This is a genomic window from Caballeronia humi (genome assembly GCF_001544475.1).
Lineage (GTDB): Bacteria > Pseudomonadota > Gammaproteobacteria > Burkholderiales > Burkholderiaceae > Caballeronia > Caballeronia humi.
In genome coordinates this window covers 38701-63249 of record NZ_FCNW02000002.1, presented here as the reverse complement: position 1 = coordinate 63249, position 24549 = coordinate 38701, and the positions used below count along the sequence as shown (strand labels likewise).

Below are 24549 nucleotides of genomic sequence, written 5' to 3'. Positions count from 1 at the left end.
AAAACCGGGCAAGAAAACCTTCCCGTCTGCGACTACTTATTGAACAAGAACGTCAACGGATGTAGAGTTTTGCAGTAATCAGGCGGGAGAGCGGCTTTGCTGACGACATAGAAAGCCCGCACCGCAACGCCGCGCATGCGTACGGAGACAACGCAGCGCACAGGGGAATCACAACAGTTGGCGCCGAACGCGAATCCGCACACGCGGAGCGCAAACGGACGCCAGGGAGACAAGCCCCCATGTCGTCGCTCGCTGACATCGATACCCATGTCCGAGAAGTCCTGAAGATCGTCAACAACCCGCTCGCGGCGCGCGCCGCGAACGATTCGGTTGCCCAGTCGTGGATACGCTGCCTGAACGAATTCAGGCTCGATCCCGCGCGCTTTGTCATGCCGCCCGTCCTCACACAACAGGAACTCGCCGATCGCCGCGAGGCCGCGAGCGACCTGATCGCGTGCTCGAAGCTCGAAATGACCACGCTCTACCAGCAGCTCGCGGACCCGGAACTCGCGGTCGTCCTGGTCGATGCGGACGGCGTGATCGTGCATCAGGTGTCGTCGGTGCCGTTCGGCGAGGCCGTCGCCGCAGACGGACTGCGCGTCGGCGCCCTCTGGAGCGAACGCGAAGCCGGCACCAACGGCATGGGCACGTGCCTTATCGAACGCGACTGCATCGCCGTGTGCCAGCACGAGCATTTCTATCCGCGCTATACGTCTCTAACGTGCTCGGCCGCGCCGATCTTCGACGATCGCGGCACGATCGTCGGCGTGCTCGACGTCACGAGCCGCTCGAAACTTTTGCAACAGCATTCGCTGGTGCTCGTCGGCATGTCGCGGCAGATGATCGAGAACCGCCTGATCGATGCGCGCTACCGGCACGCGAACATGATCCACTTCCACAGCCGGCCGGAGTTCGTCGGCACGCTGCACGCGGGCAAGCTCGCCGTCAGCGACGACGGCGTCGTGCTCGCCGCGAGCCGCAGTGCGCTCTTCCAGCTCGACTTCCGCTCGCCCGCCGAACTGTGCGGCAAGCGCATCGACGAAGCGTTCAATGCGCAGCTCGAAGACATGATCGCGCGCAGCATTCGCGGCTCGTTCCATCCGGTGACCGTGTACAGCGCGAAAGCGAACAGCCGCTTCTTCCTGACCGCGCAGACGCCGCGCGAGGCCGGCACCGGCTCGACCCGCATCCTGCTAAACGATCCGCTGTCGTCCGCGGCACGCGCGAGGGCACCGCGCAAGGACGCGCCGCGCGAAACGGCCGGCCGCCTCGACAAGCTCTCGCACCTCGAATTCGGCGATCCGCGCATGGCCTCGCAGATCCAGCTCGCGGCGCGCGTGATCCAGCGCAAGATCCCGATCATCCTGCGGGGCCAGACCGGCACCGGCAAAGAAGTGTTCGCCAATGCGCTGCACAGCATCAGCCCGAATAGCGGCGGCACGTTCGTCGCGGTGAATTGCGCATCGCTGCCTGAGAATCTGATCGAAAGCGAATTGTTCGGCTATCGAGCGGGCGCGTTCACCGGCGCGCAGCGCGAAGGACGGCGCGGCAAGATCGTGCAGGCGAACGGCGGCACGCTGTTCCTCGACGAAATCGGTGACATGCCGATGGCCCTGCAAGCGCGCCTCTTGCGCGTGCTGGAGGAGCACGAGGTCACGCCGCTCGGCGCGGAGACTACGGTCAAGGTCGATTTCCAGTTGATCAGCGCGAGCCACCGCAACCTGATCGAACTGGTGCAGACGGGCATCTTCCGCGAGGACCTTTATTACCGGCTGAACGGCATCGAGATCAATCTGCCGCCGCTGCGCGAACGCGCCGATGCGCTCGCGCTCATCACGCACATCCTCGAAAGCGAAACCGACGATCCGCCCACGCTCAGCGCCGAAGCGCGCCATGCGCTTTTGAACTACGCGTGGCCGGGCAATATCCGCCAGTTGCGGCACGTGCTGCAGATGGCGATTGCGCTCTGCGACGGTCCCGAGATCCGCTGCATGCATCTTCCCGCCGAAGTGGTGAACGGTACGAGCACGCAGACGGCCGCGCGCCTCGCGCCGCCGCCGGCCGCACCCGCCGCGCCCGTTGCACACCTGACCGACGACGCCGACACCTCCGCCCTCAACGCGATTCAGGTGCGCGAGCGCGAAACGGTGCTGTCGCTGCTCGACGAGCATCGCTGGAACGTGAGCAACGTGGCGAAGGTGCTCGGCATCAGCCGCAACACGCTGTACCGGAAGATGCACAGACTGCATATCCGTCTGTCGCACGACGGACCCGCCGCCGCTTCCGACGCATGACGGAACACACGCCCGCCCGCCGGCTCGACGAGTTCAAGCCCGACGCGCGTTTCGCGTGGTGTGTGACGGGCTCCGGTCACATGATCGAGGAATCCATCGATCTCGCATTGCGGCTGCCGGGCGTCGACTTGTTCCTGTCGTCGGCGGGGGAGGAAGTGCTGCCGCTCTACGGCTGGCCCGTGCCGAAGCTGCGCGAGCACTTTCGCGTGTTCCGCGACAACAGCGCGAGCAGCGTGCCCGTCGGCATGCTGTATCAGGGCGACTATCACACCGTCGTGATCGCACCCGCGACGAGCAACACCGTCGCCAAGTGCGCGCTCGGCATCTCCGATACCCTGCCGACCAATCTCTACGCGCAAGCCGGCAAACAGTGCGTGCCGGGCATCGTTTTCGCATGCGATACGGCACCGAGCGTCATCACGCAGAGTCCGCACGAGTGGGTCGAAGTGCGGCCGCGCGCGATCGAATTCGAGAACGTCGAGCGGCTCGCGCGCATCGAACACACGACGGTCGCGCGTTCGCTCGACGATCTGAAGGCCGCGCTCGATCAACGGCTGTCGAACCTCGGGCTCGCATGGAACACATCGTCTTCCTGACTGGCAGGCTCGCTGAGAAGAGCCTGCATCAGGTGCTCGAAGGCATGGCGCCCACGCCCTTTACGTGGGAAGTGCGCGAGATTGGATTGCAGGTCGCCGGATTGATGACGGCCGAGATGATTCGACGCCGCGTCGCGCAATCGCTGCCGCCTGAAACGAGCCGAGTGATCGTGCCCGGCCGATGCCGCGGCGATCTCGATGCGTTAAGCGAGCACTACGGCGTGCGTGTCGAACGCGGGCCCGAGGAGGTCAAGGACCTGCCGCAGTTCTTCGGACGGGAGGCGCGGCATTTCGACTTATCGCGCTATGAGACGGCAATTTTCGCGGAGATCGTCGATGCGCCGCGCCTCGATCTCGATGGCATCGCGGCGCGCGCTCGCGAATATGCGCGGCAAGGCGCGGACGTGATCGATATCGGCTGCCTGCCGGAGACGCCGTTTCCGCATCTCGAAGACGCGGTGCGGCGGTTGAAGCGCGAAGGCTATCGCGTAAGCGTCGATTCGATGCTTACCGAAGAACTCGTGCGCGGCGGCCACGCGGGCGCGGATTACCTGATGAGCCTGAACGTCGATACGTTGTGGGTCGCGGACGAGGTGGCATCGACGCCGGTTCTCGTCGCGCGCGAACCCGGCGATCACGCCTCGCTCGACGCCGCCATTGACGCGATGACCGCGCGCGGCCGTCCCTTCCTCGCCGATCCGATCCTCGATCCCATACCGTTCGGGCTCGCGGCATCGATAGCGCGTTATGTGTCGCTGCGCGAGCGCTATCCCGAAGCCGCGATCATGATGGGCATCGGCAACGTGACCGAACTGACCGAAGCCGACACGAGCGGCATCAACGCGGTGCTGCTCGGCATGGCGGCGGAATTGCGCGTCGCGGCGGTGCTGACGACATCGGTGAGTTTGCATGCGCGGCGCGCAGTGCGCGAGGCGGACGTCGCGCGGCGCGTGATGCATGCGGCGCGCGAGGCGCAAGTGCTGCCGAAGGGCATCTCGGGTGATCTGTCGGCGTTGCATGCAAAGCGGCCGTTTCCCTATAGCGCGGCGGAAATCGACGAATTCGCACAAGCCGTGCGCGATCCGAACTTTCGCGTGCAGGTCGCGGCCGATGGCATCCATGTGTATAACCGCGATGGTCATCAGACTGCCGGCGATCCGTTTGCGTTATATCCTGCGCTTAAACTGGAGAGCGACGGCGGGCATGCGTTTTATATGGGTGTGCAGCTCGCGCGCGCGGAAATCGCGTGGCAGTTGGGCAAGCGCTTCGATCAGGATCAGGCGCTCGACTGGGGCTGCGAAGTGGATCGCGTGGAAGAGGATTTGATGGCGTGGCACGCGCCGGGGGCGACGAAGAAGAAGGGGTGAGCGTGCTCACGCCCTTCTTGTGCCGTCGCGCTCAGTGATACTTCCGCGCCATCGCATCGAGTGGCATCGGCTTGATGCGATCGGCCTGACCCGCGCAGCCGAACGCCTCGAAGCGCGCCACGCACAACTCGCGCGCCGCCGACGTCGCCGCCTTCAGCGCGTGGCGCGGATCGAACTCCGAGCGCGCCGATGCCAGCGCGCGTCTTATCGCGCCCGTCATCGCAAGCCGGATGTCGGTGTCGATATTCACCTTGCGCACGCCGTTCGCAATGCCGCGCCGGATTTCCTCGACCGGCACGCCATACGTCTCCGACAACTCGCCGCCATACTCGCGGATCGTCGCGAGCCATTCCTGCGGCACCGACGACGACCCGTGCATCACGAGATGCGTATTCGGTATGCGTTCGTGAATCGCGACGATGCGATCGATCGCGAGAATGTCGCCGGTCGGCTGGCGGCTGAACTTGTACGCGCCGTGCGACGTGCCGATCGCAATCGCGAGCGCATCGACGCCGGTCGCTTCGACGAACGCGTGCGCCTGCTCGGGATCAGTCAGCAACTCTTCGCGCGAGAGCTTGCCCTCCGCGCCGACGCCGTCCTCTTCGCCCGCCGTACCCGTTTCGAGCGAGCCGAGACAGCCGAGTTCGCCCTCCACCGATACCCCGACCGCATGCGCCGCCTCCACCACGCGCCGGCTGACGTCGACGTTGTAGTCGTAGGCGGCGGGCGTCTTCTGGTCAGGCATGAGCGAGCCGTCCATCATCACCGACGTGAAGCCCGAACGGATCGCCTGCTGGCATACCGACGGGCTCGCGCCGTGATCTTGATGCAGCACGACAGGCAAGTCGGGATGCGCCTCCAGCGCGGCGAGTACGAGATGCCGCAGATACGGCTCGCCCGCGTACTTCCGCGCGCCCGCCGACGCCTGCAGGATCACCGGGCTTTTCGTGGCCTCGGCGGCCTGCATGATCGCCTGGATCTGCTCCATGTTGTTGACGTTGAACGCGGGCACGCCGTAGCTGTGCTCGGCCGCGTGGTCCAGCAATTGACGCAAGGCGATAAAGGCCATCACACGCTCCCTGAAGTTGAAACGACGCGGCGGGCTTCATCGACCACCGCGCCGACGGTCACCCCGAAATGCTCGAAGAGCGCGCCAGCGGGCGCCGATTCGCCAAACGTATCCATGCCGACTACGCCGCCTTCGAGCCCCACGTATTGTCGCCAGAACCCAGTCACGCCTGCCTCCACCGCGACGCGCGGCACGCCCGGCGGCAGTACCCTTTCACGCCACGCATGCGACTGGCGATCGAACACGGTGGTCGATGGCATCGAGACGACGCGCGCCAGGATGCCTTCTTCCCGCAGCGCGTCGATAGCACCCAGCGCGAGCGCGACTTCCGATCCCGTCGCGATCAGCACGACGCATTTGTCGTTCGGAGCTGACGCATCCGGCCAGTCACGCAGCACGTAGCCGCCGCGCTCGATCGCATCGATCTGTTTGTCGCTGCGCGCGATGAACGGCAGGTTCTGGCGGCTCAATAAAAGGCACGAAGGCCGATCGCGATCGATGGCGCTTACCCATGCTTGCGCAGTCTCGACCGTATCGCACGGACGCCATACGTCGAGGCCCGGAATCAGCCGCAACGATGCCGCATGTTCGACGGATTGATGTGTCGGACCGTCTTCGCCGAGACCGATCGAATCGTGGGTGAAGACGAACACGGTGCGTGTCTTCATCAGCGCGGCCATGCGCAGCGCGTTGCGCGAATAGTCGGAAAACGTGAGGAACGTGCCGCCGAACGGCAGGTAGCCACGATGTAGCGCGATGCCGTTCAACACTGCGCTCATGCCGAACTCGCGTACGCCGAAGTGAATATAGTTGCCATGCAAACTACTTTCGCCTGGCGAGACGGTGCTTGCATCCTTCCAGCGCGTGAGGTTCGACCCCGTCAAATCCGCCGATCCGCCAAGCAGTTCAGGCAGCGCGCGTGCAAGCCCTTCGATCGCGATCTGCGATGCCTTGCGCGTCGCGATCGATTGCGCGTCGCCGTTGGCATCGCGCACCAATGCGAGCGCGGCTTCGCGCCAGCGAGCGGGCAATGCGCCGCGCGCGCGGCGTTCGAACTCGGCGGCTTGCGCTGTATACTCTTCTCGATAGGCGGCAAACCGCTGCGCCCAGTCGGCTTCCGCGGATGCGCCTTCATCGCGTGCGTCCCAAAGCTGCCTGATTGACGCAGGGATCTCGAACGGTGCGTGCGGCCAGTCCAGCGCTTCGCGCGTCGCTTGCGCTTCCTTCGCGCCGAGCGGTGCGCCGTGCACATCGTGCGTGCCCGCCATCGACGGCGCGCCCTTGCCGATCACTGTCTTGCAGCAGATGAGCGTCGGACGTTGCGAATCGCGTGCGTCCTGCAACGCGCGATCGACGGCATCGACATCGTGGCCGTCCACATCGCGCAGCACGTTCCAGCCGTACGCGGCGAAGCGCGCGGGTGTATCGTCGGCGAACCACTTCGCGACGTGGCCGTCGATCGAGATGCCGTTGTCGTCGTAGAGCACGGTCAGTTTGTTCAGGCGCAGCGTGCCCGCGAGCGATGCCGCCTCGTGCGAGATGCCCTCCATCAAACATCCGTCGCCGACGAACACATACGTCCGATGATCGACCACATCGTGCCCCGGCCGATTGAACTCGCTCGCCAACAGCGCTTCCGCAAGCGCCATCCCGACCGCGTTCGCGAAGCCTTGCCCGAGCGGCCCGGTCGTCGTTTCGACGCCAGGGGTCACGCCCACTTCGGGATGTCCCGGTGTCTTGCTATGCAACTGGCGGAAGCGCTTTAGTTCATCGACTGGCAAGTCATAGCCGGTCAAATGCAGCAGGCCGTACAGCAACATCGACCCATGCCCGTTCGACAACACGAAGCGGTCGCGGTCAGCCCAATCGGGATTGCACGGGTTGTGCTTCAGATGCCGACGCCACAGCGCGACGGCGATCTCGGCCATGCCCATCGGCATGCCGGGATGGCCGGAGTTCGCCTGCTGTACCGCATCGACGGCGAGCATGCGCAGCGCGTTCGCCATCGAGCGCGTGTCAGCGCGCGTCTCCGGTCTCTCCAGGGTTTCAGCAACGGCATTCATAGGATGCCTCCTTTCTACGATTGAGAAATCGGTTCAGGCCCGCGCGCAACGGTCGCGCAGTTGCAGGATCATCGGCGTGAAGATGAGCTGCATCGCGAGTCCCATCTTTCCGCCCGGCACGACGATCACGTTTGGACGCGACATGAACGAGTCGTGCAGCATGGTGAGGAGATACGGGAAGTCGATGCCCTTCGGCCGCGTAAAGCGGATCACGACGAAGCTCTCGTCCGGTTGCGGAATCTCGCGCGCGGTGAAGGGGTTCGACGTATCCACGGTCGGCACGCGCTGGAAGTTCACATGCGTGCGCGAGAACTGCGGACAGATGTAGTTCACGTAGTCCGGCATGCGACGCAGGATCGTATCGACGACTGCTTCGTGCGAATAACCGCGCATCGTCTGGTCCCGGTGCAGCTTCTGAATCCACTCGAGATTGATGATCGGCACGACGCCGACGAGCAGGTCCGCATGACGCGCGATGTCCACGTCGCCCGTGACGGCAGCGCCGTGCAGGCCTTCATAGAACATCAGGTCGGTGCCTTCCGCGATGTCTTCCCATGGCGTGAACGTGCCCGCGTCCTGCTTGTAGTGCGCGGCTTCGGCGTCGTCGTGGATGTAGCGGCGCAATTTCCCGGTGCCGGCTTCCCCGTAACTCGCGAACAGTTGTTCGAGTTCCGCGAGCAGATTTGCTTCAGGGCCGAAGTGGCTGAAGTTGACGAGGCCGTCGCGTTCGCTTTGCTTCATCGCCTCGCGCATGCCGAGGCGATCATAGCGATGAAACGCATCGCCTTCGACGATCTGCGCGTTGATGCGTTCGCGTCTGAAGATGTGCGTGAAGCTCTTCATGACGGTGGTGGTGCCCGCGCCGCTGGAGCCGGTCACGGCGATGATCGGATGTTTGACTGACATGCGCTTGTCTCTCCCTTGTCGACCGGTGTTGGCGCTTCAGCGCTCACTCCGGTCCCATGCAACGAAGTTGCTAGTTCAAATTTGTTTTGCGCTATTTGCAGCCTCACACCGGATCAGGCAAGAACAACGACCGCTCATTAAAAAGCGGCGACGTATACGGCTTGTCCTCGCCGCGATCGTATTCGCCGTGATATCTCCCGATGCGCGCCACTTCATTCTTCGATCCAAGAATCACCGGCACGCGCTCATGCAATGCCTGCGGCTTCACATCAAGAATGCGTTCGCGTCCGGTGATCGACATGCCGCCCGCCTGCTCGACGAGAAAGCTCATCGGGCTCGCTTCGTAAAGCATGCGCAGGCGTCCCTGCATCGCGGGCGTCTTGAAGTCGCGCGGATACATGAATACGCCTCCGCGCATGAGGATGCGATGGACTTCCGCGACCATCGACGCTATCCAGCGCATGTTGAAGTCGCGCTGTCGGCAACCGCTCTTGCCGTCCTTGCATTCCTGCACATAGCGGCGCACCGGCGGCTCCCAGAAGCGCTCGTTCGATGCGTTGATCGCGAACTCGCACGAATCCTCGGGGATGCGGATATCGGAATGCGTCAGCACGAAGTTGCCGACGTCGCGCTCCAGCGTGAAGCCGTGTGTACCGTTGCCGACGGAGAGCACGAGCATCGTCGAGGGGCCGTATATTGCGTAGCCCGCTGCCACTTGCTCGCGGCCCGGACGCAGAAAAGCTGCATCGCCCGCCGTGCCATTCACGCGCAGCACGGAGAAGATCGAACCGACCACGCCGTTGATGTCGATGTTCGACGACCCATCGAGGGGATCGAATGCAAGCAGGTATTCGCCGCGCGGATACGCGTCGGGGATCGCGTAGACGCCTTCCATTTCCTCCGACACCATGCCCGCGAGCAAGCCGTCCCACTCGCAGTGCTGCAGGAAAATCTCGTTGGTCGCGAGGTCGAGCTTCTTCTGCTCCTCGCCGTGCGTGTTGTGTGTTTCTGCGGACCCGTAGTTGCCACCGAGCGCGCCCTTCGTGAGCGCGGCGGAGATGGTCTTGATCGACGCGGCCACGTCGATGAGAAGCGCCGACAAGCCGCTTGCGGATTCCGGTCCGGGCTTGCGGTCGAGCGTGTCGATGAGGAATTTCGAAAGGGTCGTTCGTCCGTCCTGCATGGCACTCTCCTGAGAGGTCTATCGAATCGGATCGGGTGGCGGCGTATCGGATGAATCGGCGAAGATGCGGCTCGCGAGGATGTCGCTCGCCGCGATGAGCGTGAGCGCCGCGCTGCCGGTCGGCGCGCCGCCGTGCAAGGCATCGGCGAAGAGGCGGTTCGCCTGCCGCAGCCGCGCGCGGTCGAGCGCATTGCGTACCGAGCGCGCGTTCGCGAAGTTCGGTTGCGCGATGCGGCGCGCGAGATAATCTTCGAACGCATCGCGCGATGCGTGATCGAGCCGGTAGTGCATCGAATCGAGCATGCGTTCGGCGATCAGGAGCAGTTCGGCCGCGTCGTAATCGGGGAACGTGATGTGATGCGCGATGCGTGACCGAAAGCCCGGATTGCTCTTGAAGAACGTGTCCATGCGCGACTCGTAGCCTGCAAGGATCACGACGAGATCGCCGCGCTGGTTCTCCATCGTCTGCAGCAGAATCTCGATGGCTTCCTGCCCATAGTCGCGCTCGTTCTCCGGGCGATACAGGTAATACGCTTCATCGATGAAGAGCACGCCGCCCATCGCACGCTTGAGCACGTCGCGCGTTTTGGGCGCCGTGTGGCCGATGTACTGGCCGACGAGATCGTCGCGCGTCACCGACACCAGATGATTGCGCCGGATATAGCCGAGCCGGTGCAATACTTCGGCCATGCGCAGCGCGACGGTCGTCTTGCCGGTGCCGGGGTTGCCGGAGAAACACATGTGCAGCGTCGGCGCACCGCTCGCGATACCAATCGTTTCGCGCGCCCGCTCCACGAGCAGATGCGCGGCGATTTCGCGGATGCGCGTCTTCACTGGCACGAGGCCGACGAGATCGCGGTCGAGTTCGGCGAGTACTTCACCGATCCCGGATTCGCGAAAGAGCGCGACGAGATCGACGCTCGGCGTATCGGTTGATTCGATGACAGGCGGGTCGAGAATGGCTTCGGCGGACATTGTTCATCGCTCCGCGTAACGTTCGCCAGCGGGCCGGTCGCTCGCATAGCTCTTGATCGTGTAGTGCTGCACACGGCCCGGGCCGTCCTGGCGTTCGAGGCGGAAGCCGGGTTCCGCATCGGGGCGATTGACGATGAAGGAGAGGCGCATCGTTTCGAAGGTGCGCACGGAATCGAATGCGTTGACCTTGATGTAGTGCTGCGGATACGTGGTGCGGCAGGCGTTGACTTCCTGCAGCACGCCTGCGGCGTCATGAAGGTCGAACATCGGGAGGCCCCACATTTCCCAATACGTGTTGCGTGGGTGCGGATCGTCGGTGAACTCCACGGAGCAGGCCCAGCCCTGGGCCAGGGCATAGTCGATCTGCTTCGTGATTTCTTCGTCAGTCAGTTCCGGGAGGAAGGAGAAAGTGCCTTGGGTTATGCGCATGATCTTGGTCCTTTGGAATGGGTTAGCTCTAGGCCGCCGTCGGCGTCACAGCAAAGTCCGGCGTATCCGTCGACGCATAGTTGAAAGTGACATCGCGCCATGTATCGAGCGCCTGCTTCAACGGCGTGCACCACCTCGCTGCGGCCTCAAGAATCTCCGGCCCTTCGTTAGCGATATCGCGTCCTTCATTGCGCGCCTTGACCATGGCTTCGAGCGCCACGCGATTCGCCACCGCGCCAGCCTGGATGCCTCCCGGATGCCCAATCGTCCCGCCGCCGAACTGCAGGATGCAGTCATCGCCGAACAGATCGAGCAGTTGATGCATCTGCCCCGCGTGAATGCCGCCCGAAGCCACTGGCATCACCTTTCGCAATCCGGCCCAAGGTTGATCGAAGAAAAGCCCCCGCGACAAATCGACGTCATTGCGCGCATCGCGGCACACGTTGTAGTAGCCCTGTACCGAGAGCGGATCGCCTTCGAGCTTACCGACCGCCGTCCCAGCATGCGCATGATCGACACCGGCCATCCGCAGCCACTTCGCGATCACGCGGAACGAGATGCCGTGATTGCGCTGCCGCGTATAAGTCCCGTGCCCCGCGCGATGCAGATGCAGGATCATGTCGTTGCGCCGCGCCCACTTCGACATCGACTGGATCGCCGTCCATCCCACCACGAGGTCGATCATCACGATGCACGAGCCAAGCTGCTTCGCGAATTCGGCGCGCTCGTACATGTCCTCCATCGTGCCGGCCGTCACGTTCAGATAGTGGCCCTTCACTTCGCCCGTCTCGGCTTGCGCGCGGGCCACGGCTTCCATCGCGAAGAGGAAGCGGTCGCGCCAGTGCATGAACGCCTGCGAATTGATGTTCTCGTCGTCCTTCAGGAAATCGAGGCCGCCTTTCAGGCCTTCATACACGACGCGCCCGTAGTTCTTTCCCGAGAGCCCGAGCTTAGGCTTGACCGTCGCGCCGAGCAGCGGCCGGCCGTATTTATCGAGCCGTTCGCGCTCGACGATGATTCCTGTCGGCGGTCCCTGAAACGTCTTCAGGTAAGCGACCGGTATGCGCATGTCCTCGAGCCTCAGCGCCTTCAACGGCTTGAACCCGAACACGTTGCCGATGATCGATGCCGTCAGGTTCGCGACCGACCCCTCTTCGAACAGATCGAGTTCATAAGCGATGTAAGCGAAGAACTGCGGCTCGCCCGTGGCCGACGCGGGCACCGGCTCCACGCGATACGCCTTCGCGCGGTACATGTCGCAAGCGGTCAGGCGGTCGGTCCAGACGACAGTCCACGTCGCCGTTGACGATTCGCCTGCTACCGCCGCAGCCGCTTCCTCCGGCTCGACACCGGGTTGCGGCGTGATACGAAAGAGCGCGATGACGTCGGTGTCCTTCGGCGTGTAGTCGGGCTGCCAGTAGCCCATCTCGCGATACTTCATGACACCTGCCGCATACCGCGAACGCGGGTCTTGCGGGTTGCGCACTGCTTCGACGGCGGCTTTGCTGAAGTCGTTCATTGCGGTTCCTCGAGAGTGGTCGGCGGTTGCGTCAGGCAGTGAGTGCCTGCGCTGAGACCTCAGAGTAGTTGCCGTCTCTCTCGAAGAGAATTCACGAATTACTTGTGCGGACTTAAGCGATCCTTTTAGCGCGGGTAATTGCCTAGGATGCAGTGGAACACTTTGCTGCGTTTTCGCGACACTCGTTTGCGGAACTGTCCGGCCGTTCCATTCCGCATGTGTGATCAGGCGCGTGGCATGAGCCTTGCGTACTGATCGATGCCCGCGTGCTTGAAATGAAGCGCAAGGGCACGGTTGAACCACCAACGAGGAGGACGTGTATGCAATGGACCACCCCTAGCTTCACCGATATGCGTTTTGGTTTTGAAATCACGATGTATATCGCCACCCGTTAATCCCGCACGAGCCGCGATGAGCGGCTGCCGTGCGGGACCGTTGTTCTGGTAGTACAACCTGCCGGCTCTGAGCCTGTCGCCAAGACCAGCGTTCCCCGCCATGATTTTCGAAACGATCGTCACGACCGCGGCGCGCGATGGCCGGCCCCACATCGCACCGATGGGCGTCCGCTTCGAGGACGACATCGCCATCCTCGCGCCCTTTCGTCCTTCGACGACGCTCGACAACATCCTCGCCACCCGCGCCGCCGTGATCAACTTCACGACCGACGTCCGCGTCTTCGCGGGCTGCGTGACAGGCGCATCGCGCGAATGGCCGACGCTGCGCGCAAGCCGCGTCGAGAGCGTGCGGCTCGATGGATCGCTCGCGCACATGGAGTTGCGTCTCGACGAACTGCTCGACGACGAGCAGCGTCCCGTGCTTCATATGAAATGCGTGCATCGCGAGACGCACGCACCGTTTCCGGGATTCAATCGCGCGCAGTCCGCCGTCGTGGAAGGCGCAATTCTCGTGAGCCGGCTTTTCATGCTGCCGCCTGAAAAAGTCGACAGCGAGATGGCATACCTTCAGATCGCCATCGATAAAACCGCCGGCGACGTCGAGCGCATCGCCTGGACCTGGCTCAACGAGGCCATCGCAAAGTTTCGCAGCGACCCTTCCCACCCGCAGTAACCGCCGTAACGGAGACACCATGACCGCCTTGCTCGCGAGCGTCCGCTCGTCCGCTGAAGCGCTCGACGCCGCGCATGCCGGCGCCGAACTGATCGACCTGAAGGAGCCCGGCGCGGGCGCGCTGGGCGGCGTGGCACTGGATGAGATCGGCCGCATCGTGCGCGCGCTGCGGGCGCAGTATCCGGTGAAGCCGATCAGCGCGACGATCGGCGACCTGCCGACCAATGCCTTCGACGAAATCACCGCGCGCGTGATCGACGTGAGCAACGCGGGCGTGGACTACGTGAAGGTCGGCGTGAATCCCGGGCCGGACGCAGCGCGTTGTCTTGCGCTGCTGGCGAGCCTGCCGGCGTCGGTGGTGCCGGTACTGCTGTCCGATGACGGCGCGGACGCGGAACTCGCCGCGCTCGCGGGGCGGCTGGGCTTCGCGGGCATCGTGTTCGATACGGCGAGCAAGGACGGCCGCACGCTCTTCGATTGCGTCGATGCGCCGACGCTCGCGCGCTGCCTCGGCGCCGCGGGTGCGCGCGGTTCGATGACGTGCGTGGCAGGTTCGCTGGGCTGGGCGCAACTCGCGCAGATTCGCGCGCTGGCGCCGGATATCGCGGGCTTTCGCACGGCGCTCTGCGACGAAGCCGAAGGACGCGCGGGACGGCTCGATCCGAAGCGCGTGGCGCAATGGGCCGATGCGCTGCATCACGCAACACACGCGGCTTAGCGCTACATCAAACCACAGGCACGTTCAGCAAGCGGTCGCGCATCAGCCCGATATCGTCCTTGCTGAACAACTCGACGACGTAGTTCGCGTCCTTCACATGACTCACGAACCGTGCGTCGATCACGCCGCTCGCCGCCAGCGTTTCGAGCGGCGCGCTGGCATCGACAGGACATGATTTCACGACCATCAGGCGCTCGGCATTGAGCGTCGTGGAGAGCATCGCGGCGAGGCTGTCGGAGGTGGTGTCCCAGTTGGTGGTGGAATCGGGCGTGACGCGCATGAGGCCGGTCGGCACCCACACGGCGACCTGGCCGTCGCGCAACGCGCCGCGGATACGCTCCTCGCTCGATGCAAGCACGAGTTCGGGCAGCACGCCCTGCATCAGGATCGCGTACTGCGCCATCGCGAGCAGGCACATGTTGTGGGCGGCGAGGTCGTCGAAGCGCCATTCGATCTGATACTGCCGGACCGCGTCCGCAAAATCGCCGCCGCCCGGCACGATCACCACCCGTCCGCCGCCCACTTCCCAAAGCTGCGTCAGCCACTCGCGCAGCGCCGGGTCGTGACTCAGGCTGCCCCCGATCTTCACCACCCACATGACGTGTCCTCGTTCGTTTGACTGCCTTGTCCGCTCTCGCCCGCTCGCTCAGGCGGCCATCGTTTCCCCTGCGCCGGGCCGCTCCGCCGACGTCGCCGATGCCGCGAGCAATCCCACCGCGACACTCGGCGCGCACGTCGCGACCCACTCGCCCAATTCCGCGTTCGTGTCCGCTCCCGCCAGCATCGCAAAATCGACATAGCTGCGCGCGTCCTGCCGCGCGAGCGCCGCCGCGAGAAATCGCCCGCATCCCGCGCCGACGATCGGCGCCGTCGCGAGCGCCGGATGCGCCGCGCACACGAGCGCAAGACTCGCGCCGATCGTGCGCAACTGCTCGCGGCGCCACTCGTCGGCGAAGGAGCGCCATTCGACGTCGCTCGCATCTGCAGCGTCGCGGCCGATCATCCGGGCGATGCGCGCGCGGCTCGCGGGCTTGGTCTTCGGGCCGTTGTCGGCACTCGGATGCTGGTCGTGCGGCGGCCACAGTTCGTCCGTCAGACGATACACGTCCGCGCTCGTCGCGAACCATTCGTTCATCACGCCCGTCGTCTCGCCGCGAAACGCGATGCGATGCGCGATTCCGCAAAGCGGCGTGCGCACCACGCCCTGATACACGAGTTCGCCGGTCACGAGCCGTTCGGCGTCGTTCGACCCACGCGCCGCGACGCCGCCGCCGACGATCGGCACGATGTCCGTCGTCGTGCTGCCGATGTCGATGAAGAGCGCATCACGCACGCGCGTCGCGACCCAGCGGGCGCTCGCGTGCCAGTTCGCGGAGGCGACCTTGCGCCAGCCGTCCGCGCACGCCGAGCGCGCGAGCCAGCCCGACGCGCCCGCGTAGAACAGCGTGCGCGGCCCGAGCCGCTGCGCGAGCGTGCTCGCGAGGACGCGCACGCCCTCGGCGCGGTCGGCGAAGAGATCGACCATCTCGCCCGTCATCGTGACCGCGTGGCGCGCGGCGGGCTCGCTCGCGCGCGGCCAGCGTTCGAACACGGCGTCGAGCGCGCGCTCCAGATGCGAAAGCCCCTGCCACAGCGGACATGCCCATTGCGCGACATCGGCGAGCACGCCCGCGCGATTCGCCATCGACACTTTCACGTGCGCCCCGCCGACGTCCCAGCCGACGACCGGGGCATCGGCCGCCAGCCGCGCTTCGCTCATGACAAGCCTCCGAACGCCCGAAAACGCGGCTGCGCCTCGCTCTCGAAACCGGCGACGCCGTGGGCGGCCAGCAAGTCGCGCGCGAGGTTGCGCTTCAGCCGCGCCGACTGGCCAGCGTAGGCCACGGTCAGCCGCGGATTGACCTCGATCACGACCGGCCCACGCTCGGGATGCCACACGAGATCGATGCCGACAAAGCCGCGCAGCCCCGGCAGCGCCGCGACGACGCGTTGCGCGAGCGCATCCAGCGTGCGCCCTTGCACGCTGCGCCGGTCGATGCGGTCGATGTCCACGCCGCTGAATTCGACGACGCGTTCGTGATGCCCGTCGGCCGCTTCCTCGGGCAGGCCGATCCGCTGGCGATTGATGCTCAAAAGCTCGGGGCCGCGCGGGCCGCAGATCAGCGAAAGGCTGAGCGATTCGCCCTCGATCCAGCGCTGCAGCACCGGATTGCGACCCGCCGCCGCGCGCGCATCGTATTCGGCGGATGCGTGGCCGAGGTCGTCGTAGACGTAGGTGTCGAGGCCGCCCGCGCCGTCGTCGGGCTTGACGACCCAGCGCGCGCCCGGCGGCGCATCGTCGCCGTGCGGCTCCAGTGCGGGTGTCGCCGCGATGCCGCGCGCCGCGAGGCACGCGGCCGTCGCGCCCTTGCTCGACGTAACGCGGATCGACTCCTTCGCGCAGCCGAGCCAGCGCGCCGCGCCGACCGCATCGTAAAGACGCAGCAGCAGGCCGTCGCATTCCGGCGCGACGATCCAGGCGTAGTCGTGCTCGCGGGCCACGCGCGCGACGAAGCGTGTCATCGGCTCGTTCGGTTCGGCGACGTGGTGCGCGTGGTTCGCGTCGACTTTTTCAAAGCGCGAGCTCGCGAACGAGACCTCCACGCCGTCGATGTCGCGCAGGTCCGCGACGAGCGCATCGCGCATCACGCGGCCCTCGACGACCAGCGCGCTCAGATCCGCGAGGCTGCCCGCGCCCGCCAGTTCCGGGTCGATGCCGCCGCCGGTCAGATACTCGAATACGAAGATTTTGGTCAAGAGAAGGTCGCCGTCGGAGATGCTGCAGGTTTATCGGTCACCGGCGGCTCACACAATATCCGTGCCAAGTGGTGCGGCGCGTCATGGCTGTCATGCGTCTGCAAGGCGGTGTTGCACACGTGTCCGCCGGGTGACACTGTGTTCCAGAACAACGCACAACCTGTGCGGCTTTTCGTATGAATGGTCGTTCATATCGCGCAACGACGGCGGTCTACGAATCGGCACGGACCTTGCTCAAAGGGGCGCCATGCATGATCCGTCATCCCTCTCGCCGAGTGCCAGCCACCCGGGCGCCGCTGTCGCGCCCGCGTCGCCTCTTTCATCCGCCTCGACGCGCGGTTCAACCACCGGAGACTGGACCTGCCCGTTCTGTCCGCTACTATGCGACGACATCTCGATAGACTTGCAAGGCGACGACAGCCTCGCCGCACCGAACACCGACTGCCCGCGTCTCACGCACTCGATTGCGCGCTTCGGCGCCGCGGATGCAACGTGCCCGCCGACGATCGACGGCGCGGCCACCGATCAAGAGTCGGCGCTCGCGCGTGCCGCGGAGATCCTGTCGCGCGCGCGGCGGCCCTTGTTCGGCGGCCTCGCGACCGACGTAGCCGGCGCCCGCGCACTGTATGAGCTGGCCGCGCGTTGCGGGGCGATCGTCGATCACCTGCACGGCGACGCGCTGGCGGCATCGACGCTCGCGCTGCAGGATCGCGGCTCGTTTTTCACGACGCTCTCCGAAGTGCGCTCGCGCGCCGATTTGCTCGTGGTGTTCGGCTGCGAGCCGTCGCGGCGGTATCCGCGGTTTTACGAGCGCGCGCTCGGCGGGATCGAGCGTTCCGTTTCGTTGAGCTTTCTCGCGTGCGAAGTCGATCCGGCCGCGCACGCCTTGCCGACAGCGAGCGTCGAGTCAGTGCTGGAAGACGCAGATCCGTTCGATGTCCTCGCGCAATGGTCCGCGCTGCTCGATGGACGCGCCATCGGCAATGACGCGCTCTCGGTACTCGCGGACCGCGTGGCCGCCGCGCGTTACACGGTGTTCGTCTATGAGCCTTCGGCGCTTCCGGGGCCGCATGCCGCTTTGCTGATCGAGGCGCTGAACCGCATCGTCAAGGCCGTAAACCGCACGACGCGCGCGGGCAGTCTCGCGCTCACCGGCGACGACGGCGCGCTCACCGTCAACCAGGCGGTGACATGGCTTTCGGGCTTTCCGCTGCGCACGCATGTATCGATGACCGCGCCGCTCGATCACGATCCGTACCGCTATCGCACGGCTACGTTGCTCGAGCATGTCGAAGCCGACGCGCTGCTATGGGTCGCGAGCTTCGGGCCGGAGCCGCTGCCCTCGGCGCTTTCCGACGACGTTCCAGCGATCGTGCTCGGCCATCCCGCGCTGGCCGAATCTCTCGGCACACGCACCGCGCCGACCGTGTTTATTCCCGTGGCGACGCCCGGCATCGACAGCGGCGGTCATCTTTTTCGCGTCGACGCGACGGTGGTCGCGCCCTTGCGCGCCGCGCGCAACGTTGCGTTGCCGACGGTCGCATCGATAGCCGAAGCGCTCGGCAAAAGGAGCCAGCGATGAGCCTCGCGCGGCTCAGGGGCGGCATCGTCTACGATCCCGCGAACGGCGTGAACGGCGAGCGCCGCGACGTGCATTTTCGCGACGGCCGCATCGTCGATAACGCGCAGAACGCCCCCGTCGACGACGATTACGACGCCACCGGCATGATCGTGATGGCGGGCGGCATCGACCTGCATTCGCACATCGGCGGCGGCAAGACCAATCTCTCGCGCTTGCTGCTGCCCGAAGATCACCGCAACGATCCCGCACGCGAACGCGAGTCCGAAGGCAGCTATCTGCGGCTGCCGTCGTGCGGCGTCTGCACGCCGGGCACGCTCGCCACCGGCTACCGTTACGCCGAGATGGGCTACACGGCCGCCTTCGAGCCCGCGATGATGCCGTCCAACGCGCGCCACACGCACCTCGAAATGGGCGACACGCCGATCATCGATCACGGCGCGTACGTCATGCTCGGCAACGACGAACTGCTGCTGCAGATGCTCGCCGCGCGCGACGGCTTCGAGCGGCTGCGCGACTACGTCGGCTGGACGATCAACGCGAGCAAGGCGCTCGGCGTGAAGGTGGTGAATCCCGGCGGCATCTCGGCGTTCAAGTTCAACCAGCGCTCGCTCGACGTGGACGAAGCGCACGTTCACTACGGCATCACGCCGCGCGATGTGCTGCGCACGTTGTCGCGCGCGCTGACCGAACTGCGCGTGCCGCATCCGCTGCACGTTCACGCGAGCAACCTCGGCGTACCCGGCAACATCGACTCGACGATCGCGACGATGGACGCCGCCGACGGTCTCCCGATCCACCTCACGCACATCCAGTTCCACAGCTACGGCACCGAAGGCCCACGCAAGTTTTCGTCGGGCGCACGCGCGATTGCCGAGGCAGTGAACGCGCGGCCAAACGTCTCGATCGACGTCGGGCAGATCATCTTCGGGCAGACCGTGACTGCGTCCGGCGACACGATGATGCAGTTCAAGAACGCGCCGCTCGGCAATCCGCGCAAGTGGATCGTCGGCGATATCGAATGCGATGCGGGTTGCGGCGTCGTGCCGTTCCGCTATCGCGAGCAGAGTTACGTGAACGCGCTGCAATGGATCATCGGGCTCGAAATCTTCCTGCTCGTCGACGATCCGTGGCGCGTCTCGATGACGACCGATCATCCGAACGGCGGCCCGTTCACGAGTTATCCGCATCTGATTCGGCTGCTGATGGACAAGACTTTTCGCGACGAGCAGCTCGACTGCCTGCATCCGGAAGCGAAGGTCGCGAGCGCGCTGCCTGAACTGAAACGCGAACTGTCGCTCTACGAGATCGCGATCATCACGCGCGCCGGGCCCGCGCGCCTGCTCGGCCTGAAGGATCGCGGGCAGTTGGGCGCGGGCGCGGCGGCGGATATCGCCGTATATCGCAACGAGCCGGATCGCGAGCGCATGTTCACGTCGCCCGCTTACGTGTTCAAGGACGGACAACTCGTCGCGCGCGACGGGACGCTCGTCGCCACGCCCACAGGCGGCATCCATTTCGTCTCGCCCGACTTCGATCGCGGCATCGAGAAGACGCTGCGCGCCTACAGCGACGCGAATCTCACCGGCAACTTCGCGCACGCCGCCATCAGCGACGACGAAATCTGCGCGTGCTGCCGGGGCGGCCGTCTGCTGCCGGTCGAATGCCTGACGACGACATGAGCGCCATGCAGATCAACGGCACGCTCATCGACGACACCTTCGCGGAAGCCTTCGCGATGAAGGCGACGCGCCTCGTCATCACCGCGCACACGCCGAAGTGGGCGCGCAACGCGGCGCTCTCGCTGACCGGCTTCGCGACCTCGGTGATCGACTGCGGCTGCGAGGCGGGCATCGAACGCGATCTTTCCGCCGATGAAACGCCCGACGGACGGCCTGGGATTTCGGTGCTGATGTTCGCGGTTTCGTCGAAGGAGCTGGCGAAGCAGGTCATCCGGCGCGTGGGCCAGTGCGTGCTCACATGCCCGACGACCGCCGTCTACAGCGGCATCGACCCGGCGACGAGTCGCGCGCCGCTTTCGGACAACGCGCCGCTCGGCGGCGGCCTGCGCTTTTTCGGCGACGGCTGGCAGATCTCGAAGATGATCGGCGACACGCGCTACTGGCGCGTCCCGGTGATGGACGGCGAGTTCCTTTGCGAGGAAAGCACGGTCACGGTGAAGGCGGTCGGCGGCGGCAACCTGCTCTTTCTCGCGACAGGCATCGACGCGGCGCTCGCCGCGGCCGAAGCCGCCGTCACCGCGATGCACGCGTTGCCGAACGTGATCACGCCGTTTCCGGGCGGTGTCGTGCGCTCGGGGTCGAAGATCGGCTCCAAGTACAAAGGCGCGACGGCTTCGACCAACGACGCGTTCTGCCCGACGCTCGTCGGCTTGTCGCGCAAGAGCGAACTGACGGCGGACGTCGCATGCGTGCTGGAAATCGTAATCGATGGCCTCACTGACGCCGACATCGGCGCCGCGATGACAGCGGGCATCGCGGCCGCGTGCGCACTCGGGCGCGCGGCGGGCGTGCTGCGCATTTCGGCGGGCAACTATGGCGGCAAGCTCGGGCCGTATCACTTCCATCTGCGCGAACTGGCGGCGGGTATCCGCGGGGGGCGCGCATGAGCACGACCACGCTGCGGGTAAAAAATGCGCCGGGCTTTCGCGTGGATGCGTCGAAATTGCTGCCTGCGGCACTTGCCGCGCTATCGACTGACGATATCGCGCGACTGCGTCTTCTCGCAGGCAACGAAACGTGCGAAGCCGGTGATCTCTTCGACATCACGCGCTCGGATGGCGATGCCCTGAAACTCGTCATCGAAGGCGAGACGCGCTGGCTGGACCGCATCGGCGCGTACATGACCGAAGGCCGAATTGCGGTGCAAGGCGCGGGCGGCGACTACGCGGGCCTCGGCATGTCGGGCGGCGAGTTGCACATTAATGGCGACGCGAGCCGCTTCGCCGGCTGCGAGATGCGCGGCGGGCGGCTGACCATCGCCGGCAACGCGGGCGATTTCGCTGCCGGCGCCCTGCCCGGCGACATGGAAGGCATGACGGGCGGCACGCTTACGATCCACGGCCACGCTGGCGCGCGCCTTGCGGACAGAATGCGGCGGGGCCTCGTCATCGTGGGCGGCGATGCGGGCGATTTCGCGGCATCGCGGATCGTCGCGGGGACGGTCTGCGTGGCGGGGCGCGTCGGCGCACACTATGCGTACGGGATGCGGCGCGGCACGCTGCTGCTCGCGCGCGAACCAGACCACTTGCCGCCGACGTTCGTAGCAGGCGGTCACGGCTTCCAGGTCTTCTGGTCGCTGCTCGTTCGCTCGCTCGCAAGCGAAATCGCACCCTTCTCGACGCTCGATGCCCACGTGCTCCCGCACCGACACGCGGGCGATCTGGCGGTGGACGGACGAGGGGAATTGCTGATCGCGCAAAGCTAGCGGCGGGAGAAGAATGGAACAGGCGTCAGATTTAAGGACCCCCTTCAAAGGAGCCTGACATGAATGCTGCGCAGTCGCCCGACGCCATCCGCAATGCGCGGGAAAGCGCCGCGCCGGGAACGCGCTTCGCGCTGCCGCTGATCGTACTGCACTGGCTGATCGCGCTTTGCATCATCTCCATGCTGGGCATCGGCTTGTACATGGTCGGGCTGCCGAAGGGACTGCCCTTCAAGGCGACGGTGATCAACTTCCACAAGTCGCTGGGACTGACGGTTTTCCTGCTGGTGCTGATCCGCATCATGGTACGCATGGCTTACGGTAGACCGCCTCTGCCGCCGATGCAAACGTGGCAACGCGCCGCCGCGAGCACTACGCAGGCTCTTTTATATGTGTGCATGGTCGGGATGCCGTTGACCGGGTATCTCGGATCGTCATTCAACAAGTACGGGACGCGCTTTTGGGGAATCGATTTGCCTAAATGGGGCTGGGAGGATGCACAGTTGCGACACCTGTTCTTCACCGCTCATGAGGTGATTGCGTGGACGATGATCGTGCTGATCGCGCTGCATTTCGCTGGCGCGATGAAGCATCAGTTCATCGATCGCGATGGGTTGTTGCGGAGGATGCTGCCATGATGAAAATCAAGGTCCTGGGCTCATCGGCCGGCGGCGGCTTCCCGCAATGGAACTGCAACTGCCGCAATTGCGATGGCGTGCGCAATGGCACGCTGAACGCGACGCCACGCACGCAGTCGTCGATTGCCGTCAGCGACAACGGCACGGACTGGCTTCTGGTGAACGCCTCCCCCGATATCCTCACGCAGATCGCCGCGAACCGCGAACTCCAGCCCGCTCGTCGGCCGCGCGATTCCGGCATCGCCGCCGTACTCACGATCGACGCGCAAATCGACCACGTCACCGGCCTTTTGATGTTACGCGAGCGTGATACACCCTTGCCGCTCTACGTGACCGATCCGGTTTGGCAAGACCTATCGACCGGTTTTCCGATCACGTCGATCCTCGCGCACTACTGCAAGGTGGAACGCCACCGCATCGCACTCGATGACGGGCCGCTCGCGATCCCCGCGCTGCCAAAAACGCGCATCGAAGCGCTGCCGCTCACGAGCAAGGCGCCACCGTATTCGCCGCATCGCGAGGCGCCGGAACGCGGCGACAACATCGGCCTCGTCTTCACGGATACCACGACGAACAAGCGCGTGTTCTATGCGCCAGGTTTGGGCGCAATCGAGCCGCACGTCTATGAAGCGATGGCGAACGCGGACCTGATTCTCGTCGACGGCACGCTCTGGACCGACGATGAAATGATCCGCTTGGGCCTCTCGAAGAAGACCGGCGCCGACATGGGCCACCTCGCGCAAAGCGGCGCGGGCGGCATGATCGAAGTGCTCGATTCGATCGACCGGCCCGGTGCGCGCAAAGTCCTGATCCATATCAACAACACGAACCCGATCCTCGTCGAGGATGGCCCCGAGCGGCGCGTGCTGGCGGAGCACGGCATCGAGGTCGCCTGCGACGGCATGGCGTTCGAACTATGAGCATGCACGGAGATTTATCGATGAAGGACGATGCGAAACCCGCCTGGACCCGCGAAGAATTCGAGGCGCAACTGCGCGCGAAGGGCACCGCGTACCACATTCATCATCCGTTCAACGTGAAGATGAATAGCGGCGGCTGTTCGCGCGAACAAATCCGCGGCTGGGTCGCGAACCGCTTCTACTATCAGATCAACATTCCGCTAAAAGACGGCGCGGTCATCTCGAACTGTCCCGATCGCGAGACGCGCCGCCGCTGGGTGCTGCGCATTCTCGATCACGACGGCTACGGCGATCAGGAAGGCGGCATCGAAGCGTGGGCGCGACTGGGCGATGCGGTCGGCCTCACGCGTGACGAACTGTGGTCGCTCAAACACGTTGCGCCCGGCGTGCGCTTCGCTGTCGATGCTTACGTGAACTTCGCGCGCCGCGCGCCGTGGCAGGAAGCGGTTTGCTCGTCGCTGACCGAGATGTTCGCGCCGCAAATCCACAAGGACCGGCTATCGACGTGGCCCGAGCACTATCCCTGGATCGAGCCCGTCGGCCTCGCGTATTTCCGCTCGCGCATCACGCTTGCGCAACGCGACGTCGAACACGGCCTCGAAGTGACGCTCGATCATTTCAAGCGACGCGAGCAGCAGGAGCGCGCGCTGGAGATCCTGCAATTCAAGCTCGACATCCTCTGGACCATGCTCGACTCCATCGAAAAGGCGTTCCCGGAATGACCGACGACAACGCGCTCCGCCCGAAACTGAAGGGCCTGTTTCGCCTGCAATGGGAACCGGCGCAGGACGCGCACGTCCTGCTGTATCCCGAAGGCATGGTGAAGCTGAACCAGAGCGCCGCGCAGATTCTCTTGCGCTGCGACGGCACGCGCGATGTGCCCGCGCTCGTGGCCGATCTCGAACAGGCGTTCAACACGACCGGCCTCGATGCCGACGTGCGCGCGTTCATTGCCGGCGCGCAATCGCGCGGCTGGCTGGAGTGA

Annotated in this window: 24 protein-coding genes; 14 read left to right on the top strand and 10 right to left on the bottom strand. The window is 65.1% G+C overall.

The window, feature by feature from the left end; translation table 11 throughout:
* The first annotated feature begins 239 nt into the window (after positions 1 to 239).
* From AWB65_RS03150 to AWB65_RS03140, 3 genes are read left to right on the top strand one after another with little or no spacing between them, the layout of a single operon-like run.
* Complete coding sequence (locus AWB65_RS03150; protein ID WP_087665760.1) at positions 240 to 2294, top strand: sigma-54-dependent Fis family transcriptional regulator; 2055 nt, start codon at positions 240 to 242, stop codon at positions 2292 to 2294.
* Entirely contained in the window at positions 2291 to 2890 is a 600-nt protein-coding gene (locus tag AWB65_RS03145) for a flavoprotein (protein WP_087665759.1), read from the top strand. The genes AWB65_RS03150 and AWB65_RS03145 overlap by 4 nt, the downstream gene beginning before the upstream one ends.
* Positions 2869 to 4257 (top strand): DUF6513 domain-containing protein, encoded by a 1389-nt coding sequence (locus AWB65_RS03140; RefSeq protein WP_087665758.1) that lies wholly within the window; start codon positions 2869 to 2871, stop codon positions 4255 to 4257. Before AWB65_RS03145 ends, AWB65_RS03140 begins: the two co-directional genes overlap by 22 nt.
* 31 nt (positions 4258 to 4288) lie before the next feature.
* Here AWB65_RS03140 and fba read toward each other — a convergent pair whose 3' ends face one another.
* The 7 genes from fba to AWB65_RS03105 all read right to left on the bottom strand — a co-directional run bounded on the left by fba (position 4289) and on the right by AWB65_RS03105 (position 12401).
* The gene (gene fba / locus AWB65_RS03135) at positions 4289 to 5326 is read right to left on the bottom strand and encodes a class II fructose-bisphosphate aldolase (RefSeq protein ID WP_087665757.1); all 1038 of its coding nucleotides are present in this window, start codon (positions 5324 to 5326) and stop codon (positions 4289 to 4291) included.
* Positions 5326 to 7389, bottom strand: coding sequence for a transketolase (gene tkt / locus AWB65_RS03130; RefSeq protein ID WP_087665756.1), 2064 nt, complete (start codon positions 7387 to 7389; stop codon positions 5326 to 5328). The genes fba and tkt overlap by 1 nt, the downstream gene beginning before the upstream one ends.
* Before the next feature lie 33 nt (positions 7390 to 7422).
* Complete coding sequence (locus tag AWB65_RS03125; RefSeq protein ID WP_087665755.1) at positions 7423 to 8295, bottom strand: phosphoribulokinase; 873 nt, start codon at positions 8293 to 8295, stop codon at positions 7423 to 7425.
* Between the two features lie 103 nt (positions 8296 to 8398).
* Positions 8399 to 9478, bottom strand: coding sequence for a class 1 fructose-bisphosphatase (locus AWB65_RS03120; protein WP_087665754.1), 1080 nt, complete (start codon positions 9476 to 9478; stop codon positions 8399 to 8401).
* An 18-nt stretch (positions 9479 to 9496) separates the two neighbouring features.
* Positions 9497 to 10453, bottom strand: a complete 957-nt coding sequence (cbbX, locus tag AWB65_RS03115) for a CbbX protein (protein ID WP_087665753.1) — start codon at positions 10451 to 10453, stop codon at positions 9497 to 9499.
* Positions 10454 to 10456: 3 nt separating this feature from the next.
* The gene (locus AWB65_RS03110) at positions 10457 to 10882 is read right to left on the bottom strand and encodes a ribulose bisphosphate carboxylase small subunit (RefSeq protein ID WP_087665752.1); all 426 of its coding nucleotides are present in this window, start codon (positions 10880 to 10882) and stop codon (positions 10457 to 10459) included.
* A gap of 28 nt (positions 10883 to 10910) precedes the next feature.
* Positions 10911 to 12401: a ribulose-bisphosphate carboxylase large subunit gene (locus tag AWB65_RS03105; protein WP_087665751.1), complete on the bottom strand. Its 1491-nt coding sequence runs from the start codon at positions 12399 to 12401 to the stop codon at positions 10911 to 10913.
* A 320-nt stretch (positions 12402 to 12721) separates the two neighbouring features.
* Between AWB65_RS03105 and pqqA the strand changes: the two genes are divergently transcribed.
* The 3 genes from pqqA (at position 12722) to AWB65_RS03090 (ending at position 14187) form a co-directional block, all read left to right on the top strand.
* Positions 12722 to 12796, top strand: coding sequence for a pyrroloquinoline quinone precursor peptide PqqA (gene pqqA, locus AWB65_RS37605; protein ID WP_008354335.1), 75 nt, complete (start codon positions 12722 to 12724; stop codon positions 12794 to 12796).
* Positions 12797 to 12896: 100 nt separating this feature from the next.
* Positions 12897 to 13469 carry a DUF447 domain-containing protein gene (locus tag AWB65_RS03095; protein ID WP_087665750.1) on the top strand — a complete coding sequence of 191 codons (573 nt, stop codon included), beginning with the start codon at positions 12897 to 12899 and terminating at the stop codon, positions 13467 to 13469.
* Positions 13470 to 13488: 19 nt separating this feature from the next.
* Positions 13489 to 14187, top strand: coding sequence for a (5-formylfuran-3-yl)methyl phosphate synthase (locus AWB65_RS03090; protein ID WP_087665749.1), 699 nt, complete (start codon positions 13489 to 13491; stop codon positions 14185 to 14187).
* A gap of 7 nt (positions 14188 to 14194) precedes the next feature.
* On the opposite strand, the gene AWB65_RS03085 is transcribed toward AWB65_RS03090, so the two are convergent.
* The 3 genes from AWB65_RS03085 to AWB65_RS03075 are packed head-to-tail and all read right to left on the bottom strand — an operon-like array spanning position 14195 to position 16983.
* Positions 14195 to 14785, bottom strand: a complete 591-nt coding sequence (locus tag AWB65_RS03085; RefSeq protein ID WP_087665748.1) for an amino acid kinase family protein — start codon at positions 14783 to 14785, stop codon at positions 14195 to 14197.
* 48 nt (positions 14786 to 14833) lie between these two features.
* Positions 14834 to 15946 carry a hydantoinase/oxoprolinase family protein gene (locus AWB65_RS03080; RefSeq protein ID WP_087665747.1) on the bottom strand — a complete coding sequence of 371 codons (1113 nt, stop codon included), beginning with the start codon at positions 15944 to 15946 and terminating at the stop codon, positions 14834 to 14836.
* Entirely contained in the window at positions 15943 to 16983 is a 1041-nt protein-coding gene (locus AWB65_RS03075; RefSeq protein WP_087665746.1) for an ATP-grasp domain-containing protein, read from the bottom strand. The genes AWB65_RS03080 and AWB65_RS03075 overlap by 4 nt, the downstream gene beginning before the upstream one ends.
* 247 nt (positions 16984 to 17230) lie before the next feature.
* Between AWB65_RS03075 and AWB65_RS03070 the strand changes: the two genes are divergently transcribed.
* From AWB65_RS03070 to pqqD, 8 genes are read left to right on the top strand one after another with little or no spacing between them, the layout of a single operon-like run.
* Positions 17231 to 18565, top strand: a complete 1335-nt coding sequence (locus AWB65_RS03070) for a molybdopterin-binding domain-containing protein (protein WP_087665745.1) — start codon at positions 17231 to 17233, stop codon at positions 18563 to 18565.
* A complete protein-coding gene (locus tag AWB65_RS03065; protein ID WP_087665744.1) occupies positions 18562 to 20244 on the top strand; it encodes a formylmethanofuran dehydrogenase subunit A in 1683 nt (560 codons plus the stop codon). The genes AWB65_RS03070 and AWB65_RS03065 overlap by 4 nt, the downstream gene beginning before the upstream one ends.
* Before the next feature lie 5 nt (positions 20245 to 20249).
* On the top strand, positions 20250 to 21191 hold the full coding sequence (gene fhcD / locus AWB65_RS03060) for a formylmethanofuran--tetrahydromethanopterin N-formyltransferase (RefSeq protein WP_200821661.1): 942 nt from the start codon (positions 20250 to 20252) through the stop codon (positions 21189 to 21191).
* On the top strand, positions 21188 to 22009 hold the full coding sequence (locus tag AWB65_RS03055; protein WP_087665742.1) for a formylmethanofuran dehydrogenase subunit C: 822 nt from the start codon (positions 21188 to 21190) through the stop codon (positions 22007 to 22009). Before fhcD ends, AWB65_RS03055 begins: the two co-directional genes overlap by 4 nt.
* 59 nt (positions 22010 to 22068) lie before the next feature.
* Positions 22069 to 22644: a cytochrome b gene (locus AWB65_RS03050; RefSeq protein ID WP_087665741.1), complete on the top strand. Its 576-nt coding sequence runs from the start codon at positions 22069 to 22071 to the stop codon at positions 22642 to 22644.
* Positions 22644 to 23564: a pyrroloquinoline quinone biosynthesis protein PqqB gene (gene pqqB, locus AWB65_RS03045; protein ID WP_087666021.1), complete on the top strand. Its 921-nt coding sequence runs from the start codon at positions 22644 to 22646 to the stop codon at positions 23562 to 23564. Before AWB65_RS03050 ends, pqqB begins: the two co-directional genes overlap by 1 nt.
* A gap of 20 nt (positions 23565 to 23584) precedes the next feature.
* Entirely contained in the window at positions 23585 to 24286 is a 702-nt protein-coding gene (gene pqqC, locus AWB65_RS03040; RefSeq protein WP_235007486.1) for a pyrroloquinoline-quinone synthase PqqC, read from the top strand.
* Complete coding sequence (pqqD, locus tag AWB65_RS03035) at positions 24283 to 24549, top strand: pyrroloquinoline quinone biosynthesis peptide chaperone PqqD (protein WP_087665739.1); 267 nt, start codon at positions 24283 to 24285, stop codon at positions 24547 to 24549. Before pqqC ends, pqqD begins: the two co-directional genes overlap by 4 nt.

Coding starts and splice junctions, on each gene's coding strand:
- AWB65_RS03150 (WP_087665760.1), top strand. CDS start 240: ATGTCGTCGCTCGCTGACATCGATACCCATGTCCGAGAAGTCCTGAAG.
- AWB65_RS03145 (WP_087665759.1), top strand. CDS start 2,291: ATGACGGAACACACGCCCGCCCGCCGGCTCGACGAGTTCAAGCCCGAC.
- AWB65_RS03140 (WP_087665758.1), top strand. CDS start 2,869: ATGGAACACATCGTCTTCCTGACTGGCAGGCTCGCTGAGAAGAGCCTG.
- fba (WP_087665757.1), bottom strand. CDS start 5,326: ATGGCCTTTATCGCCTTGCGTCAATTGCTGGACCACGCGGCCGAGCAC.
- tkt (WP_087665756.1), bottom strand. CDS start 7,389: ATGAATGCCGTTGCTGAAACCCTGGAGAGACCGGAGACGCGCGCTGAC.
- AWB65_RS03125 (WP_087665755.1), bottom strand. CDS start 8,295: ATGTCAGTCAAACATCCGATCATCGCCGTGACCGGCTCCAGCGGCGCG.
- AWB65_RS03120 (WP_087665754.1), bottom strand. CDS start 9,478: ATGCAGGACGGACGAACGACCCTTTCGAAATTCCTCATCGACACGCTC.
- cbbX (WP_087665753.1), bottom strand. CDS start 10,453: ATGTCCGCCGAAGCCATTCTCGACCCGCCTGTCATCGAATCAACCGAT.
- AWB65_RS03110 (WP_087665752.1), bottom strand. CDS start 10,882: ATGCGCATAACCCAAGGCACTTTCTCCTTCCTCCCGGAACTGACTGAC.
- AWB65_RS03105 (WP_087665751.1), bottom strand. CDS start 12,401: ATGAACGACTTCAGCAAAGCCGCCGTCGAAGCAGTGCGCAACCCGCAA.
- AWB65_RS03095 (WP_087665750.1), top strand. CDS start 12,897: ATGATTTTCGAAACGATCGTCACGACCGCGGCGCGCGATGGCCGGCCC.
- AWB65_RS03090 (WP_087665749.1), top strand. CDS start 13,489: ATGACCGCCTTGCTCGCGAGCGTCCGCTCGTCCGCTGAAGCGCTCGAC.
- AWB65_RS03085 (WP_087665748.1), bottom strand. CDS start 14,785: ATGTGGGTGGTGAAGATCGGGGGCAGCCTGAGTCACGACCCGGCGCTG.
- AWB65_RS03080 (WP_087665747.1), bottom strand. CDS start 15,946: ATGAGCGAAGCGCGGCTGGCGGCCGATGCCCCGGTCGTCGGCTGGGAC.
- AWB65_RS03070 (WP_087665745.1), top strand. CDS start 17,231: ATGCATGATCCGTCATCCCTCTCGCCGAGTGCCAGCCACCCGGGCGCC.
- AWB65_RS03065 (WP_087665744.1), top strand. CDS start 18,562: ATGAGCCTCGCGCGGCTCAGGGGCGGCATCGTCTACGATCCCGCGAAC.
- fhcD (WP_200821661.1), top strand. CDS start 20,250: ATGCAGATCAACGGCACGCTCATCGACGACACCTTCGCGGAAGCCTTC.
- AWB65_RS03055 (WP_087665742.1), top strand. CDS start 21,188: ATGAGCACGACCACGCTGCGGGTAAAAAATGCGCCGGGCTTTCGCGTG.
- AWB65_RS03050 (WP_087665741.1), top strand. CDS start 22,069: ATGAATGCTGCGCAGTCGCCCGACGCCATCCGCAATGCGCGGGAAAGC.
- pqqB (WP_087666021.1), top strand. CDS start 22,644: ATGAAAATCAAGGTCCTGGGCTCATCGGCCGGCGGCGGCTTCCCGCAA.
- pqqC (WP_235007486.1), top strand. CDS start 23,585: ATGAAGGACGATGCGAAACCCGCCTGGACCCGCGAAGAATTCGAGGCG.
- pqqD (WP_087665739.1), top strand. CDS start 24,283: ATGACCGACGACAACGCGCTCCGCCCGAAACTGAAGGGCCTGTTTCGC.